This window comes from Pseudomonas viciae (assembly GCF_004786035.1).
GTDB classification, from domain to species: domain Bacteria; phylum Pseudomonadota; class Gammaproteobacteria; order Pseudomonadales; family Pseudomonadaceae; genus Aquipseudomonas; species Aquipseudomonas viciae.
Map to the genome: position 1 here is coordinate 5,578,687 of NZ_CP035088.1, position 14,441 is coordinate 5,593,127.

The 14,441-nt window shown below is 60.8% G+C and carries 17 protein-coding genes and 1 pseudogene; 8 read left to right on the plus strand and 10 right to left on the minus strand.

The annotated features are described in order from the left end of the window. Positions 1-1,132: 1,132 nt before the first annotated feature. Both EPZ47_RS30960 and EPZ47_RS30965 read left to right on the plus strand, forming a co-directional pair. Positions 1,133-1,327 (plus strand): annotated as a pseudogene (locus EPZ47_RS30960) (HAMP domain-containing protein); the annotation flags it as partial. 114 nt (positions 1,328-1,441) lie between these two features. Next, complete coding sequence (locus tag EPZ47_RS30965) at positions 1,442-2,185, plus strand: methyl-accepting chemotaxis protein (RefSeq protein WP_406550190.1); 744 nt, start codon at positions 1,442-1,444, stop codon at positions 2,183-2,185. Positions 2,186-2,314: 129 nt separating this feature from the next. Here the strand turns inward: EPZ47_RS30965 and EPZ47_RS24705 are convergent, their stop codons facing one another. From EPZ47_RS24705 to EPZ47_RS24715, 3 genes are read right to left on the minus strand one after another with little or no spacing between them, the layout of a single operon-like run. Next, a complete protein-coding gene (locus EPZ47_RS24705) occupies positions 2,315-2,938 on the minus strand; it encodes an SOS response-associated peptidase (protein WP_135847116.1) in 624 nt (207 codons plus the stop codon). 35 nt (positions 2,939-2,973) lie between these two features. After that, positions 2,974-3,234, minus strand: a complete 261-nt coding sequence (locus EPZ47_RS24710) for a putative signal transducing protein (protein WP_135847117.1) — start codon at positions 3,232-3,234, stop codon at positions 2,974-2,976. Positions 3,235-3,245: 11 nt separating this feature from the next. Further along, on the minus strand, positions 3,246-3,428 hold the full coding sequence (locus tag EPZ47_RS24715) for a CPXCG motif-containing cysteine-rich protein (RefSeq protein ID WP_109754890.1): 183 nt from the start codon (positions 3,426-3,428) through the stop codon (positions 3,246-3,248). A 138-nt stretch (positions 3,429-3,566) separates the two neighbouring features. On the opposite strand from EPZ47_RS24715, the gene EPZ47_RS24720 reads away from it, so the two are divergent. Then, positions 3,567-4,733, plus strand: a complete 1,167-nt coding sequence (locus tag EPZ47_RS24720) for a 1-acyl-sn-glycerol-3-phosphate acyltransferase (RefSeq protein WP_135847118.1) — start codon at positions 3,567-3,569, stop codon at positions 4,731-4,733. Positions 4,734-4,820: 87 nt separating this feature from the next. On the opposite strand, the gene EPZ47_RS24725 is transcribed toward EPZ47_RS24720, so the two are convergent. After that, positions 4,821-5,102 (minus strand): hypothetical protein, encoded by a 282-nt coding sequence (locus EPZ47_RS24725; protein ID WP_135847119.1) that lies wholly within the window; start codon positions 5,100-5,102, stop codon positions 4,821-4,823. A 231-nt stretch (positions 5,103-5,333) separates the two neighbouring features. On the opposite strand from EPZ47_RS24725, the gene EPZ47_RS24730 reads away from it, so the two are divergent. After that, complete coding sequence (locus tag EPZ47_RS24730; RefSeq protein WP_135847120.1) at positions 5,334-5,540, plus strand: hypothetical protein; 207 nt, start codon at positions 5,334-5,336, stop codon at positions 5,538-5,540. A gap of 70 nt (positions 5,541-5,610) precedes the next feature. Here the strand turns inward: EPZ47_RS24730 and EPZ47_RS24735 are convergent, their stop codons facing one another. Beyond that, positions 5,611-6,195 carry a YajG family lipoprotein gene (locus EPZ47_RS24735; protein WP_135847121.1) on the minus strand — a complete coding sequence of 195 codons (585 nt, stop codon included), beginning with the start codon at positions 6,193-6,195 and terminating at the stop codon, positions 5,611-5,613. 205 nt (positions 6,196-6,400) lie between these two features. Here EPZ47_RS24735 and EPZ47_RS24740 point away from each other — a divergent pair, with 205 nt between their 5' ends. Both EPZ47_RS24740 and mqo read left to right on the plus strand, forming a co-directional pair. Beyond that, on the plus strand, positions 6,401-6,634 hold the full coding sequence (locus EPZ47_RS24740; protein ID WP_135847122.1) for a hypothetical protein: 234 nt from the start codon (positions 6,401-6,403) through the stop codon (positions 6,632-6,634). Between the two features lie 736 nt (positions 6,635-7,370). Further along, positions 7,371-8,876, plus strand: a complete 1,506-nt coding sequence (gene mqo, locus EPZ47_RS24745) for a malate dehydrogenase (quinone) (RefSeq protein WP_135847123.1) — start codon at positions 7,371-7,373, stop codon at positions 8,874-8,876. Positions 8,877-8,936: 60 nt separating this feature from the next. On the opposite strand, the gene EPZ47_RS24750 is transcribed toward mqo, so the two are convergent. The 3 genes from EPZ47_RS24750 to EPZ47_RS24760 form a co-directional block, all read right to left on the minus strand. After that, positions 8,937-9,398 carry a hypothetical protein gene (locus EPZ47_RS24750; RefSeq protein WP_135847124.1) on the minus strand — a complete coding sequence of 154 codons (462 nt, stop codon included), beginning with the start codon at positions 9,396-9,398 and terminating at the stop codon, positions 8,937-8,939. 191 nt (positions 9,399-9,589) lie between these two features. Then, positions 9,590-9,877: a PA4642 family protein gene (locus tag EPZ47_RS24755; protein WP_135847125.1), complete on the minus strand. Its 288-nt coding sequence runs from the start codon at positions 9,875-9,877 to the stop codon at positions 9,590-9,592. 61 nt (positions 9,878-9,938) lie between these two features. Beyond that, complete coding sequence (locus EPZ47_RS24760) at positions 9,939-10,424, minus strand: hypothetical protein (RefSeq protein ID WP_135847126.1); 486 nt, start codon at positions 10,422-10,424, stop codon at positions 9,939-9,941. Between the two features lie 352 nt (positions 10,425-10,776). Here EPZ47_RS24760 and dauA point away from each other — a divergent pair, with 352 nt between their 5' ends. Then, positions 10,777-12,516 (plus strand): C4-dicarboxylic acid transporter DauA, encoded by a 1,740-nt coding sequence (gene dauA, locus EPZ47_RS24765; RefSeq protein ID WP_135847127.1) that lies wholly within the window; start codon positions 10,777-10,779, stop codon positions 12,514-12,516. A gap of 74 nt (positions 12,517-12,590) precedes the next feature. Here the strand turns inward: dauA and EPZ47_RS24770 are convergent, their stop codons facing one another. Together EPZ47_RS24770 and EPZ47_RS24775 are read right to left on the minus strand one after the other, a co-directional pair. Then, the gene (locus tag EPZ47_RS24770; protein WP_135847128.1) at positions 12,591-13,064 is read right to left on the minus strand and encodes a WbuC family cupin fold metalloprotein; all 474 of its coding nucleotides are present in this window, start codon (positions 13,062-13,064) and stop codon (positions 12,591-12,593) included. A gap of 3 nt (positions 13,065-13,067) precedes the next feature. Continuing rightward, positions 13,068-13,625: a hypoxanthine-guanine phosphoribosyltransferase gene (locus EPZ47_RS24775; RefSeq protein WP_135847129.1), complete on the minus strand. Its 558-nt coding sequence runs from the start codon at positions 13,623-13,625 to the stop codon at positions 13,068-13,070. A gap of 176 nt (positions 13,626-13,801) precedes the next feature. On the opposite strand from EPZ47_RS24775, the gene upp reads away from it, so the two are divergent. Next, the gene (gene upp / locus EPZ47_RS24780) at positions 13,802-14,440 is read left to right on the plus strand and encodes a uracil phosphoribosyltransferase (protein ID WP_018606486.1); all 639 of its coding nucleotides are present in this window, start codon (positions 13,802-13,804) and stop codon (positions 14,438-14,440) included. Position 14,441: the final 1 nt, after the last annotated feature.

The following is a 14,441-nucleotide window of genomic DNA, read 5'->3' on the forward strand; positions in this document are numbered from 1 at the left end:
AAACGCCGATACATGCACCAGACGTCATCCTGCGTCCGGAGCCTTTATGAAATTCAAATCGATCCAGTTTTCCGTGGCCGCCCTGGCGGGTGCCATCGTGCTCAGCGTGGTCGGCGCCCTGGTGCTGTACGCGTTGTTTGCCGGCGCCCGCACCCAGGACATGGTGCAACAACGGACCAAAGCACAGTTCGAGCAGCTCATCGAACAACGCCTCAGCGCCCTGGCCCGCACCCAGGCGAGCCTGATCCAACGGGAACTGGAAGCACCGCTGCAGCTCGCCCGCGGCCTGGCCACCAGCAACGCCTTGATGGGCATGAACGGCCCGGATGGCAACCCGCAACTGAAGGTGCCTCGCGAGCAAATGATCAGCCTGCTGCGCGAAACCGTGGTGCGCAACCCGAAGGTCCTTGGCGCCTACATCGCCTGGGAACCGAACGCCATCGACCACGACGACGCCAATTACGTGAACAGCCCCGTGGTTGGCATGGAAACCAACGGGCGCTTCCTGCCGTGGTGGTTTCGCAATCAGGATGGCAGCCTGGGCCTGGAAAAACTCGCCGACGTAACCGACCAGAAACTGCTGTCCACCGGCATCCGCGCCAGTGAGTACTACCTGTGCTCCCAGGACAGCAGGAAAGCCTGCGTGATCGACCCGGCGCCCTACCGCGTCGGCGCCACCATGACCATGCTCGCCTCGTTCATCGAGCCGATCATGATCGATGGCAAGTTCCAGGGCATCGCCGGGGCCGACCTGTCGGTGAACTTCATCCAGGACATGCTCGTTGCCGCCGACAGCAAGCTGTACAACGGCGCCGGGGAAATGGCCCTGCTCTCGAGCAACAACCGGCTGGTGGCCTTCACCAAGGACCCGAGCAAACTCGGGGAAAAGGCCAGCGACCTGCTCGACACCAGTGAGCTGGATAACCTGGCCAAGCTCGGTGTTGGCGAAGTGCGTTACGACATCGATGAAGAGCATGGGCATATCGAGGTGTACATGCCGTTCGGCATCGGCGAGACCGATGCCCGCTGGACGCTGATGCTGCAACTGCCGCTGAATGCGGTGATGGCCGATCTGTTGGCGTTGCAGAAAGACCTCAACCAACAACGCGAGACCGACATCTTCGGCATGGCCATGGTCGGCTTGGTGATTGCCGGTATTGGCCTGTTGGTTATCTGGCTAGTGGGCCACGGCATCGCCCGGCCGCTCAAGCAAATGGTGGCGATGCTCGAGGATATCGCCCAAGGCGAAGGCGATCTGACCCGGCGCCTGGTGAGCGACCGCGCCGACGAACTGGGCGCGATTGCCAGGGGCTTCAATACTTTCCTGAGCAAGTTGCAGGGGATGATTACCCAAGTGGTGACCTCGGTGCAGAGTGTCAGCGACTCATCGGAGCACACCGCCGACATCGCGATCCGTACCAATCAGGGGGTGCATAAGCAGATGTCGGAGATCGATCTGGTCGCCACCGCCGTGCACGAAATGACCGCCACCGCCCAGGACGTGGCCCGCAACGCGACCCAGGCCGCCCAAGCCGCCAGTCACGCCGACCAGGCCGCCAGCCAGGGCATGCAGATCGTGCGGGACACCTCCACCTCCATCGGCGCCCTGGCCGTGGAAATCGGCAAGGCCGTGAGCGTGGTACAAACCCTGGCCAAGGACAGCGAGAACATCAACGCAATCCTCACCGCCATTCGCGGGATCGCCGAACAGACCAACCTGCTGGCCCTCAACGCGGCCATCGAAGCGGCCCGGGCCGGTGAACAAGGGCGTGGTTTTGCGGTGGTGGCCGATGAAGTGCGCAATCTGGCGCAGAAGACCCAGCAGGCCACGGGAGAAATCCAGTCGATGATCCAACAGTTGCAGCAAGGCACCCGGGATGTGGTGCGGGTGATGGAAGACAGCCAGCACCGCACCGATGAAAGCGTGCAGCACGCGGCGAAAGCGGCCCAGGCCCTGGAAACCATCACTCAGGCGGTGTCGGTGATCAACGACATGAACACCCAGATCGCCAGCGCCGCCGAGGAACAAAGCGCCGTGGCCGACGACATCAACCGTAACGTGATCAACATCGGGCAAGTGGCGAACGAAGTGGCCAGCGGCGCCGACGAATCCAGCGCGGCCAGTGCCGGCTTGACCAAGCTGGCAGAGCAGCAGCGGCGGTTGATCAATCAGTTCAGGGTTTGATCCACGGGCCTCATCGCGAGCAAGCTCGCTCCCACAAGGGATTGGCGGTGAACACACTTTTTGTGAACACCCGCAGCCAATGTGGGAGCGGGCTTGCTCGCGATGAGGCCAGCACAGACGCCTCAACACTCAAGCCGGGGTCAGGCACTCCGGGCCGTTGAGCTTCGGGTCATTGACCATGTTGGCCAGCACCCGCTCGCGCAGTTGTGCCGGTTCGCTGGCCAGAAGCCCTTGCAAGGCGTGCAGTGGTGTCTCGGGATCGAGCCACAGGCGCTGACCCTCTTCGTCCAGGATCAACGGCCGGCGCTGACCCGCCGCCGGCTGAGTGATAACCGCCGTGCTCAGCCACACCTGTTCCTGCACCGGATACGCCTCCCAGATCGCGGCAAAAAACAACGACGAGCCCTCCCCTGGCGTCAGCCAGTACGGACGCTTGCGCGTGCCGCCACGCCATTCATAGAAGCCGTTGGCCGGCAGCAGGCAGCGACGCTGGCGCAAGGCTTCACGGAACATCGGCTGCTCGGCCACGGTTTCGGCCCGGGCATGGGCCGGGGTGCGGGACAGGTCGGTCAGCCACGGCGGCGTCAGCCCCCAGCGCGCCCGGGCCAACTCACGCTGGCCCTCGGCGCCGGCGCGCAGCATCAGCACCGAATCGTTGGGCGAAATATTCCATTGGGCCTTCTGATCGGCAGGAAAGCCGGGCAAGGCCGCGAAGGCGGGGTTCCAGCGAAACAGGGCATAACGTCCACACATGGGGCAACACAACTCTTGATCAAACGGCCGCCAGCCTAACAGACCAGCGTGCCGGGGTAGCTCTCCGGCTCATCGCCGGGCAGCGGCAATGCCGCATTGTACGCGGCGATCAAGTCCCGGGCGTATTGCGCCTGATCGTCCTCCACCGCCAGCCCCAACAGCCCGTGCATCGGCAACTCCCCGGCGCCGCCCATCAAATCACGACCCACCAGGTGCGCCCTGATGCCTTCGCTGGCGAGCATGCCCTGGAGCAACTCGCCTTCCATCAGATTTTCCAGCTCATAGATTCGTCGCATGGACGCCCCCATCACTCGTTTTCGCTAAAAACCTCGAGATGCCACTCCTCACCATGGACCTGCAGTACGAAGGTTATCGGCCGGCAACAAACCTGACAGTCCTCGATATAGGTCTGGTCGCCACCGGACAGGTCCACCGAAGTCTCCACTTCCTCACCACAATACGGACATTCATACAGAGCGGTTTCCAGCATCGCGGTCTCCCAGGTGACTTGTGCGTATAATCGCCGGTCTATTTGCAGGGCTATTTTTGCCTGGCTTATCTTCCAGGCCGTGCCCCGTCGTTTTTTGATCGAACCTTTACTTACCCTAGCCGTTTCCAACAAGAGAGCATGATGGGCGAATTCGATGCCATCCGACCTTACGACGACAGCGAAGTCCCAGCGGTGCTGGCACGGCTGCTCGGCGACAAGGCGTTTCTAGATATCCTCACCCACTTCCGCTTCCCGCGCCTGGCCGGCGCCTTCGGCTGGATGCTCAAACCCCTTATAGCGCAAAGATTGCGTCGCGAGTTCGCCGGTGTGACGTCAGTCGCCACTTTGCAGGACAAGGTGGAGTTCTACGTCGATCACACCATCGAGCGCGCCACCGATGGCGTGACGTATACCGGGGTGGAGCAATTCAAGTCCGGCAGTGCGTACCTGTTCATCGCCAACCACCGCGACATCGTGATGGACCCGGCCTTCGTCAACTATGCCGTGTACCACGCCGGCTTGCCGACGCCGCGCATCGCCATTGGCGACAACCTGCTGCAAAAGCCCTTTGTCAGCGACCTGATGCGCCTGAACAAGAGCTTCATCGTGCACCGCTCCATCACCGGGCGGCGGGAAAAAATGGCGGCGTACCAGTTGTTGTCGGCGTACATCAACCATTCGATCCGCAACGATTGCGCCTCGATCTGGATCGCCCAGGCCGAAGGTCGGGCCAAGGACGGCGACGACCGGACTGAATCGGCAATCCTCAAGATGTTCCACATGAGCCGCAAGGACGAGCCGTTTGGCGAGGTGATCCAGTCACTGAACCTCACGCCGGTGTCCATCAGCTACGAATACGACCCGTGCGACCAGGCCAAGGCCCGCGAGTTGTACATCCGCGCCACCACCGGCACCTACACCAAGGCGCCGGGCGAGGACGATGTGAGCATCGCCACGGGCATCACCGGCTACAAGGGCCGCGTGCATGTGAATTTCGCCGCGCCGATCACCGAGCTGTTCGAGGACACCAAGCAATTGGCCCAGGAGATGGACCGGCAGATTCTCGGCGGCTATCGCCTGTTCCCGGTGCACTACCTGGCCTACGCCCAATGGGCCGATGCCGACCCACAGTTGCAGGTGCCCAAGGCGGCCGAGGTGTTTGATGCCGAGGAATTGGCCAAGGCCCAGGAAGAATGGCAACGCCGGCTGGACGCTTGCCCACAGGAACACCGGCCGTTCCTGGTGCTGCAATATGCAACGCCGGTGCGCAATCAGTATCGGGTCAAGGCGGGGTTGGCGCTGTAAAACCACGCTTGCGAGAACCTGATGCGGCTTTTTGTGGCGAGGGAGCTTGCTCCCTCGCCACAAAAGCGCCTTTACCCCAGCGACCTATCAGAACTGCGTACTGATCCACGAAACCAGCAACGCCAGCGCCAGACAGCCAAAACCGAACCGGTAGAAAAACCGGTTCATGCGCTGAGTGGCCAGGTCCAGCAGCGCTTCGAATCGTTCATTGCCATCACGATTGCGTGCTTCAAGGCAGGCCCGCGCCCGCAGTTCACGGCGGCGCGTGGCGTGCAACACCCAGCCGCCCGGGCAGGCAAACAGCAATGCGAGCAGGTTGATCAGTTTGGCGGGGTGGGCGGCGAACAACGAAAGCACATGCAACGACATCACAAACCTCAAGCGAAAATCGGACAGGACACGCCCGGGACCTACGAACAGGGCGCGGATTCTACCGAAAGCCCACCGCTCTGCGCCGTTTTTTCCGACCAGTAACGATCCCACCGCAGCGCTGGGTTCTTTTGTGGCGAGGGGACTGTGCAACACCCTAATTCTTCATGTCACGGTTTCGTCATCTGAGCAGGCCACTCTGTCGCCCTTCAAACCTGCACGGACCCCATCATGCTTCACGCCGAAAACCAGGATCGTCTCTACCTCATCAGCCCGAGCGAAGAACAACAGAACCTCGTCGGCAGCCTGTCCTTCAACGTGCAAGATCGACACTGGCTGGTGTATTGCGCCCTCGGCGGCCATCAACACGCCGACCTGCCCGAGACCGACCTGCTGACCGGGATCAGTGTGCTGGAGTTTTATTCCCAGGCAGCGTGAAGATCTCGCCCATAAAAAACCCTGTGGGAGCGAGCTTGCTCGCCCCCACAGGGTTTATGGGACGTAATACTTACTCAGCCAGCACCTGACCAATGGTCGGGTCCTTGAACAGCCGGGTCAGGGCATCGCTCAATACGTCGCTGACCAGCTTGGTGTTGGTTTCCTGGTTGGGCGCCATGCCGAAACGCTGGTCCAGGGAGGCGCCGTAACGGCCGCTGTAGCGGCGGTTGGCGTTCTGCACGTCGGAGCGGAAGGTCGCGCCGATGGTCGCTTCGGTCACGTACATGCCTTCCTTGGGCGACTGGTACTTGAGCTCAGCCAGGGTGACGGTCAATTGCGGCGCATTCATGGCATTGGCGGTGGGGGTGAAACCCAGCAAACGCACCGCTGCTTCAGCCTGGGCCTGCAGCTTGGGCAGGATCTGCGCGCCCTGCACGGTGATCACGCTGGTTTCCGGGTACAGCCCGCCACGGGTGCCGAGCGTCGGCGACGGACGACCATCCACGACCCGCACCACCACCGGCTGGCCGCGACCCACAGGCGCCAGTTGGGCATTGAGCGTGGGCTGCGGGTTAAGTTGTTGCGGGCTGTGGGCGCAGCCGACGAGGGTCAGACTGGTCACAGCGATCAAACCGAACAACAGGCGTTGCAACATGCTCTTCTCTCCAGAATCGGGCACAAACAGGCCGGCAGTATAGCGGTGCGCCATCGCGGTGAACTAGCGCCTTACGATGAATACTGAAATGTCTGACACGGGCCGGCATTACCGGTTCCTGTCACCCCATTGTCACGATCCTTACACCGGCATGTCATGGCCAGCTGTCAGGCTTGCCCCAAGCTCACCGACCCGGTATCCGATCATGCGCTACCTTATTTCCCTGTTCACCCCGCGCCCACATCACCGCAGCTTCGCCCTGCTCGATCGCAACGGCCGTTGCCAGGCCTTCAAGCAGTGCAGCCTGCAGCCCATGGGCGAAGGTTGGGTGGAAATCGAGGAGATCCGCCTCAACTGGTTGCACCAGCCATTGCCCGCCAGCGCACGCGTGCAAGCACTTGCGGCTCGCGCACGTAACCGGCAGTTGTTGACCATCTGACCGGACGCCTAATAAAAGTCATTAAACACGACCATTTCCCTGCGTTTCTTCGATACAATCTCCCCCCGATTATAAGGACGTCTCCTGATCGGGCCTCGCAACACCGCCGATGCGCTGGTATTGGCACCCCGCAACGCCCACAGAGAGCCGCCCACACAGATCGAGTGAAGCTGGCGCGCCTGCTGTTCCCGGGCAAAACACCACTTTTCGCGAATCTGCAGAGCTGTCATTACGCTCGGTCACTGAGCTGTCTGCCCGTTTTGCCTGTCATGTACTACATGGGGGCAACCAAACCGGGCGCGGTGCCAGGCTGGGACAGCCCTTTTTTGAGGTTCACGTCTTCAAAAGAGCGTGAAAAAACGGGTTTTCACAACTTCACGAGAGTGTGGCGAGCAAATGAATAGTTTTGCGTCTGAACAAGCACCATTAGCGTCTGAAACAGCCCAACGACACAGGACCGGATATCGCTCAAGAACTGGCGCCTGAAGCCTGTCCGCTACGGATTTGGTTGCACGAACGGATGTCTCGGCCATAAGTCGAATTGCCTGCCCGGCGCTTAAATGAGTTCATGTGACTCTTGAGGCCAGGCTGCATGCATCCGCAGTAGGTGCGAAAAATTGCGAAGATTCGGACATGGCGATCCTGGCCATGGATACCTGGGGCGCAACTGACCTGCCCCGCCAATCCTGGCCGCTATGCCGACAATTTGGTGCTGCAGATTTTGGAGACGCGTTAAATGGCGCATAACGAAGCAGTCGATGTAGTTCTGGTAGGGGCCGGCATCATGAGTGCCACCCTGGCCGTACTGCTCAAGGAGCTCGACCCCGCGATCTCGCTGGAAGTCGTCGAGCTGATGGATTCCGGGGCCGCGGAGAGTTCCAACCCATGGAACAACGCCGGTACCGGCCACGCCGGGCTGTGTGAGCTCAATTACACGCCCCAGGCAGCCGATGGCAGTGTCGACATCAAGAAAGCCGTGCACATCAACACCCAGTTCGAGGTGTCGAAGCAGTTCTGGACGTACCTGACAAAAAAAGGCACGTTCGGCTCATCCAAATCGTTCATCGCCCCGGTGCCGCACCTGAGTTTCGTGCAGGGTGAGAAAGGCGTGTCGTTCCTGAAGAAGCGCTTCGAACTGATGCGCCAGCACCACGCCTTCGCCGACATGGAATACACCGAAGACAAGGCCAAGATGGCCGAATGGATGCCGCTGATGATGCCAGGCCGGCCGGCTGACGAAGTCATTGCCGCCACCCGCATCATGAAGGGGACCGACGTCAACTTCGGGGCCCTGACCAATCAGTTGCTCAAGCACCTGACCAGCGCCCCGGACACTCAGGTCAAGTACTGCAAGCGCGTCACCGGCCTCAAGCGCAACGGCAGTGGCTGGACCGTGAGCATCAAGGACGTCAACTCCGGCAGCAGCCGCGAAGTCGATGCCAAGTTCGTGTTCCTCGGCGCCGGTGGTGCTGCGTTGCCGCTGCTCCAGGCCTCGGGCATCGAAGAGAGCAAAGGTTTCGGCGGCTTCCCGGTCAGCGGCCAATGGCTGCGTTGCGACAACCCGGAAGTGGTCAAGCACCACCAGGCCAAGGTCTACAGCCAGGCCGCAGTGGGCTCGCCACCGATGTCGGTGCCGCACCTGGACACGCGCGTGGTCGATGGCAAGAAATCCCTGCTGTTCGGACCCTACGCCGGTTTCACCACCAAGTTCCTCAAGCACGGTTCGATCATGGACCTGCCGCTGTCGGTACGCGCCGGCAACATCGGCCCGATGCTGGCCGTGGCCCGGGACAACATGGACCTGACCAAGTACCTGATCAGCGAAGTGATGCAGTCCATGGAGCAACGTTTGGAGTCCCTGCGCCGCTTCTACCCCGAAGCGAAAGCCGAGGACTGGCGCCTGGAAGTGGCCGGCCAACGGGTGCAGATCATCAAGAAAGACCCGAAGAAAGGCGGCGTCCTACAGTTCGGCACCGAGCTGGTGGCGGCCAAGGACGGCACCCTCGCCGCCCTGCTCGGCGCCTCGCCAGGCGCTTCGGTGACCGTTTCGATCATGCTGGAACTGATTGAGCGCTGCTTCCCGGACAAGGCCAAGGGTGAGTGGGCGGCCAAGCTCGCACACATCTTCCCGGCCCGGGAAAAAGTGCTGGAAACCGACGCGGCGCTGTATCACAAGATCAGCACGCAGAACAACATCGCGCTGGAACTGGTTGAAGACAACAAGGCTCAAAGTTACGCCTGATACTGCGTACTTATAAAAAAGCCTCCCGTGCAAACGGGAGGCTTTTTAATTTCTGCTTTATTACTTCATGCTGAACTTGATGCGTGTTCCGCCATGACGAACATAATCGTCGTCATCTTCAACTTCCAACAACTCTGCGACACAGGAACCTGCCGGCTTCGCTTCAGCCCAGCGACGATAGGGCATTGTCTGCCCATCACTCACCGGCGCTTTAGCGATATGCCCGAAACTGAAATGACAGGCGCGGTTTCCTTGAGTATAAGTAAACGACTCCCGCTCGGCACGCGATTGGGGCAGATAATAGGTTAACTCCTGACTCTCGCCGGGACCCACAAAAAAGCCGTGGCCTGCATTTTCCGGGGCCTGGGACCAGGTGAAATCGCGGCCCGGAACAATGACCGCTGACGTTGCGTTGAATATTTCCACATTGACGATTTCATCGAACGCATTGGAAATCGAACTTGCCAAACAGCCAACCAAAGCCAATAACGCTCCGGCGATATAGGTATTTTTATCTTCCATGATGAACACAGCTCCATTTAAACGATTGAATTGAAACCACTTGGCTTCAACGCAAAAGTAATGGAAACCCGGACAAAACAAAACAGCCCGAATGGTGACATAACCTTTCGGACTTTCTTGAACAAGTAATGGGGATACTTAATAAGAACATTCAAGCGCCCCGAAGGGCGTTGACATGGCCTCTAACGCGCTCAGCCACGCGCCTTATTGATCAACGCAATATATTCCTCGGCATTGCGCTGGTCCTGGATCAGCGCAACAAAATCGTTGCCATGCTCATCCTTGCCATTGAGGTCGTAGCCGGCCTCGACGAAAAACGTCAGGAACCGCTCGAAATCGTCGACCCGCAGGCCGCGGTAGCCCTTGATCAGCTTGTGCAGCGACGGCGAAGTGGCATCGATCGGCTCGAAATTGAGGAACAGCTTGATCTGTTCATCGCCAATTTCGTCACCAATCACTTGTTTCTTGTCTTTACGCATTGCCGGCTCCAGCTCGCACAGTTCACGGGGCGAGCAGTTTACCCCCGCCAGGCCCTGGGGCTCAACGCGGGCGTTCGGCACCGGTGTGCAGGTCGGCCCAGATATGGCCATTGGCGTAGCTGAGGAACTGCACGTATACGGTGTCGTGGCGCAGCAGATCGATGACCACCCGGTACTGAGCCTGTGGATAAGACAGGGTCAGGGTCTTGCTCGCCTCGTCGAAAACCGGCTTCTTCAGGCTTTTGCTTTCGCCGTCGAAATTAAGGATCACCTGGTTGAGGGTGGCGCCCTTGTTCAGGGGCTTGCCCTTGAGGCGCACCAGCAATGGCGAGGTTACCGGGATTGGTTGCTGGTTGGACTGACGCTGATTGCCCAACACCACCGAATATTCGGTGACCTGCAGCAATTGCTGCTGTTCGGGCTGCTCCTGACGCAGCACCAAGTCGTCGGGCGGCAGGAACTGGCTGTGCATCGGCGCGGCAACAGCCGCCAGGGGCAGGCTGGACATCAGCAGCAGAGCGGCGCAGCGGCGGGTCAGTACACTCATGACAGGCTCCAGGGTCTTGGCCCGGCACTCTAGCATGAGCCCAGGTGGTAAAAATAACGATCCAGATCAATACATCCGCGCAACGAGCACGGCATACTCAAGGAGCCATCAGCCCCGGCCTTCCGGTGTCTGCCCTTGTGGCGAGGGAGCTTGCTCCCGCTGGGTTGCGGTAGGAACTGCCAAAGGCTGCGATCTTCTGATTTTTCGTTTGAGATTCAAGTGGCGGGGGAAAGATCGCAGCCTGGTTGCACTCGACAGTTCCTACGGTCCTGCGGGAGCAAGCGTCCTTGCCACGGGTTCTGTGTTTGGCAAAGCTCAGGATGTATCCCTTTCTTTCGTGCGTGGAGTGCCCATGTCCTTCTCCGCCCCACCGTTATTCGCCGCTTGGCGCCAAACCTGGCGTGCCGGCTACACCCTTGAGCGCCTGCGCGGCGATCTTGTGGCCGGCCTGACCGTTGGCATTATCGCCATTCCACTGGCCATGGCCCTGGCCATTGCCGTCGGTGTCCCGCCGCAACACGGCTTGTACACGGTATTAGTGGCCGCCCCCTTGATCGCCCTTACCGGTGGCTCGCGCTTCAATGTCAGCGGGCCGACGGCGGCGTTCGTGGTGATCTTGCTGCCCATCACCCAACAATACGGCCTCGGCGGCCTGTTGTTGTGCACCATGCTCGCAGGCCTGATCCTGATCGCCTTGGGATTGATGCGCGCCGGACGGCTGATCCAATACATCCCCTATCCGGTGATCCTTGGTTTTACCGCCGGGATCGGCGTGGTCATCGCCACCTTGCAACTCAAGGATCTGCTGGGGCTGACCACCGTCGGGCAAGCCAAGCACTACATCGAGCAATTGGGCGAATTGATCGTGGCGCTGCCCAGTGCCCGACTCGGCGATGGCATCATCGGCGTCGCGTGCCTGGCGGTGCTGATTGCCTGGCCACGCTGGGTGCCGCGGGTTCCCGGGCATCTGGTGGCCTTGCTGGTCGGGGCGCTACTGGGACTGGCGCTGGAACGCAGCGGATGGCCGGTCGCGACATTGGGCGAGCGCTTCAGCTACGTGGTCGATGGCATCAGCTACCCCGGCATCCCGCCGTTTTTGCCAAGTTTTGACTGGCCATGGAACCTGCCTGACGGCCAGGGCCACCCCCTGGCGCTTTCCTATGACCTGATCCGCCAATTGCTGGGCCCGGCCTTCGCCATTGCCATGCTCGGCGCCATCGAGTCGCTGTTGTGCGCCGTGGTGGCGGACGGCATGACCGGCAGCAAGCACGATCCCAACGCCGAGCTGATCGGCCAAGGCCTGGGCAACGTCGTGGCGCCGCTGTTCGGCGGCATCACCGCCACGGCCGCCATTGCCCGCAGCGCGACCAATGTGCGCAGTGGCGCCTCGTCACCTCTGGCCGCAATCATTCATAGCCTCGTGGTGCTGCTGGCGATGGTGCTGCTGGCGCCATTGTTCAGCTACTTGCCAATGGCGGCCCTGGCGGCGCTACTGGTGATAGTGGCCTGGAACATGAGCGAAGCCGGACACGTGCTGCACACCCTGCGCATCGCCCCGCGCAGCGACGTGCTGGTGCTGCTGACCTGCCTGAGCCTGACTGTCTTGTTCGATATGGTCATGGCCGTCGCCGTCGGCCTGCTGCTGGCCGCCGGGCTGTTCATCAAACGCATGAGCGAGTTGACGGACAGCGCCGAACTGCCGCGCCACTTCCATCAAGCCTTGCTGGACATGCCCGAGCATGTGCGCTGCTACGGGATTCGTGGGCCGCTGTTCTTCGGGGCGGCAGAAAAAGCCCTTGATGTGTTGCGCAAGTTCGATCCGGGGGTGCGGGTGGTGGTGGTGGAAATGAGCGCTGTACCGATGCTGGACATGACCGCGCTGGCTGCTTTTGAAAATATCCTGAAGGATTACCGCAAACAGGGCATCGGCCTGATTCTGGTAGCGACCGCACCACGGGTGCGCCTGAAGTTGCGCCGCGCCGGTATTCATCGCGAGCAGCGCCAATTGGCGTATGTGCAAACCCTGGAGCAGGCGCGGATCAAAAGCGAGCAGTGGCTGGCCGCTAGCAGCGCTCACTCAAAACTGGCCTGATTGATTTGTGGCCACGGCGCTTTTTGTGGCGAGGAGCTTGCTCCCTCGCCACAAAAGCCCAACTGCCGCAGCGGTCAATCGAACTGCGCGCGCATCCAGGCTTGATATTGCGCCGCACCCGCCTCGCCTTCACGGGGCGCCCAGTGGGCCAGTTCACCCTCGCCCACGGGCCGGTAAGGGCCGGCCTTGCATTCGAACATCAGGCTGTCGGCCTCCAGCACCACCAGGCCGTGATACACACCGGCCGGCAGGTCGACACCGAGGCAATCGCCGCCGGCCTGCAGGACGCGCTTGTCCAGCACCGCACCGGCCTCATCAAAAATCAACACCCCGAGCCGGCCCTTGAGCACCAGCAAGGTTTCAGCCTTGTCGGCGCTCAGATGGCGATGCGGCGGGATGTAGGTCGAGGGTTGCAAGCCAACCGCCATGCGATGGCAAGGCTCGTCCATCTGATGAAAATTGTGGTGCTGGCGCCCGCGAGGACTGGCCGCGGCTTTCTCGGCCAATTCAGCGAACAGCACTTGATCCAGAAAGCCCGGCCGAGTCATCGATTACATTCCCTTGACGGCAAAAATACCATTGGCGTTGCGCCAGTAGCCCTTGTAATCCATACCGTAGCCGAAGATGTAGCGGTCAATGCACGGCAGGCCAACGAAGTCGGCTTTCAAGTCAGGACGGGCCTTGCGGTCGTGGTCCTTGTCGATCAGTACGGCAGTGTGCACGGCGCGAGCGCCGGCGTGTTTGCAGAAATCGATGATCGCGCCCAGGGTGTGACCTTCGTCGAGGATGTCGTCGATGATCAGCACGTCGCGGTCGATGAACGAGACTTCCGGCTTGGCTTTCCAGAACAGATCACCGCCGCTGGTTTCATTGCGATAACGGGTGGCGTGCAGGTAGGACGCTTCCAGCGGGAAGTTCAGATAGGTCAGCAGCTTGCCGGAGAAAATCAACCCGCCGTTCATGACGCAGAACACCACTGGGTTGGTCTCGGCCAGTTGGTCGTTGATTTGTGCACCGACACGGGCGATAGCCGCTTCGACTTCGGCTTCGGTGTACAGGCAGTCAGCCTCTCGCATGATTTGACGGATATGCTCGAGATCAGCAGACATGGCGCTCTCCAGGAGAGGTTAAGGGGAGGGAGGGGTTCGGAAAAGCCGGCAAAGGTACGCATCCCGCCCGGCCAGATCAAGCGTTTGTGGACTAACGTTCTGTATTGTCTATAGGACAACACCCTCGGATAGATTAATCTAGGCCGGTTTTTTTGCCCGCCGCCGGAGCCTTCCCCATGCCCATCCTCGAGATCCGCCATCCGCTGATCAGACACAAACTCGGCCTGATGCGCCGCGCCGACATTAGCACGAAGAACTTCCGCGAACTCGCCCAGGAAGTCGGTGCCCTGCTCACTTACGAAGCCACCAAGGACCTGCCGCTGGAGTCCTATGAAATCGACGGCTGGGCCGGTACGGTCCAGGTAGAGAAAATCGCCGGCAAGAAGATCACCGTGGTGCCGATCCTGCGCGCCGGCATCGGCATGCTCGAAGGCGTGCTGAGCCTGATCCCGGGCGCCAAGGTCAGCGCCGTGGGCGTGGCTCGCAACGAGCAGACCCTGCAGGCTCACACCTATCTGGAGAAACTGGTACCGGAAATCGACGAGCGCCTGGCCATGATCATCGACCCGATGCTCGCCACCGGCAGCTCCATGGTCGCCACCATCGACCTGTTGAAAAAAGCCGGCTGCCGGGACATCCGCGCCATGGTGCTGGTCGCCGCCCCCGAAGGCATCAAGGCCGTGCATGACGCTCACCCTGATGTGACCATCTACACCGCCTCCATCGACCAGAAACTCAACGAGCACGGCTACATCATCCCGGGCCTGGGCGACGCCGGCGACAAGATCTTCGGCACCAAGCAGAAGGACGCTTGAG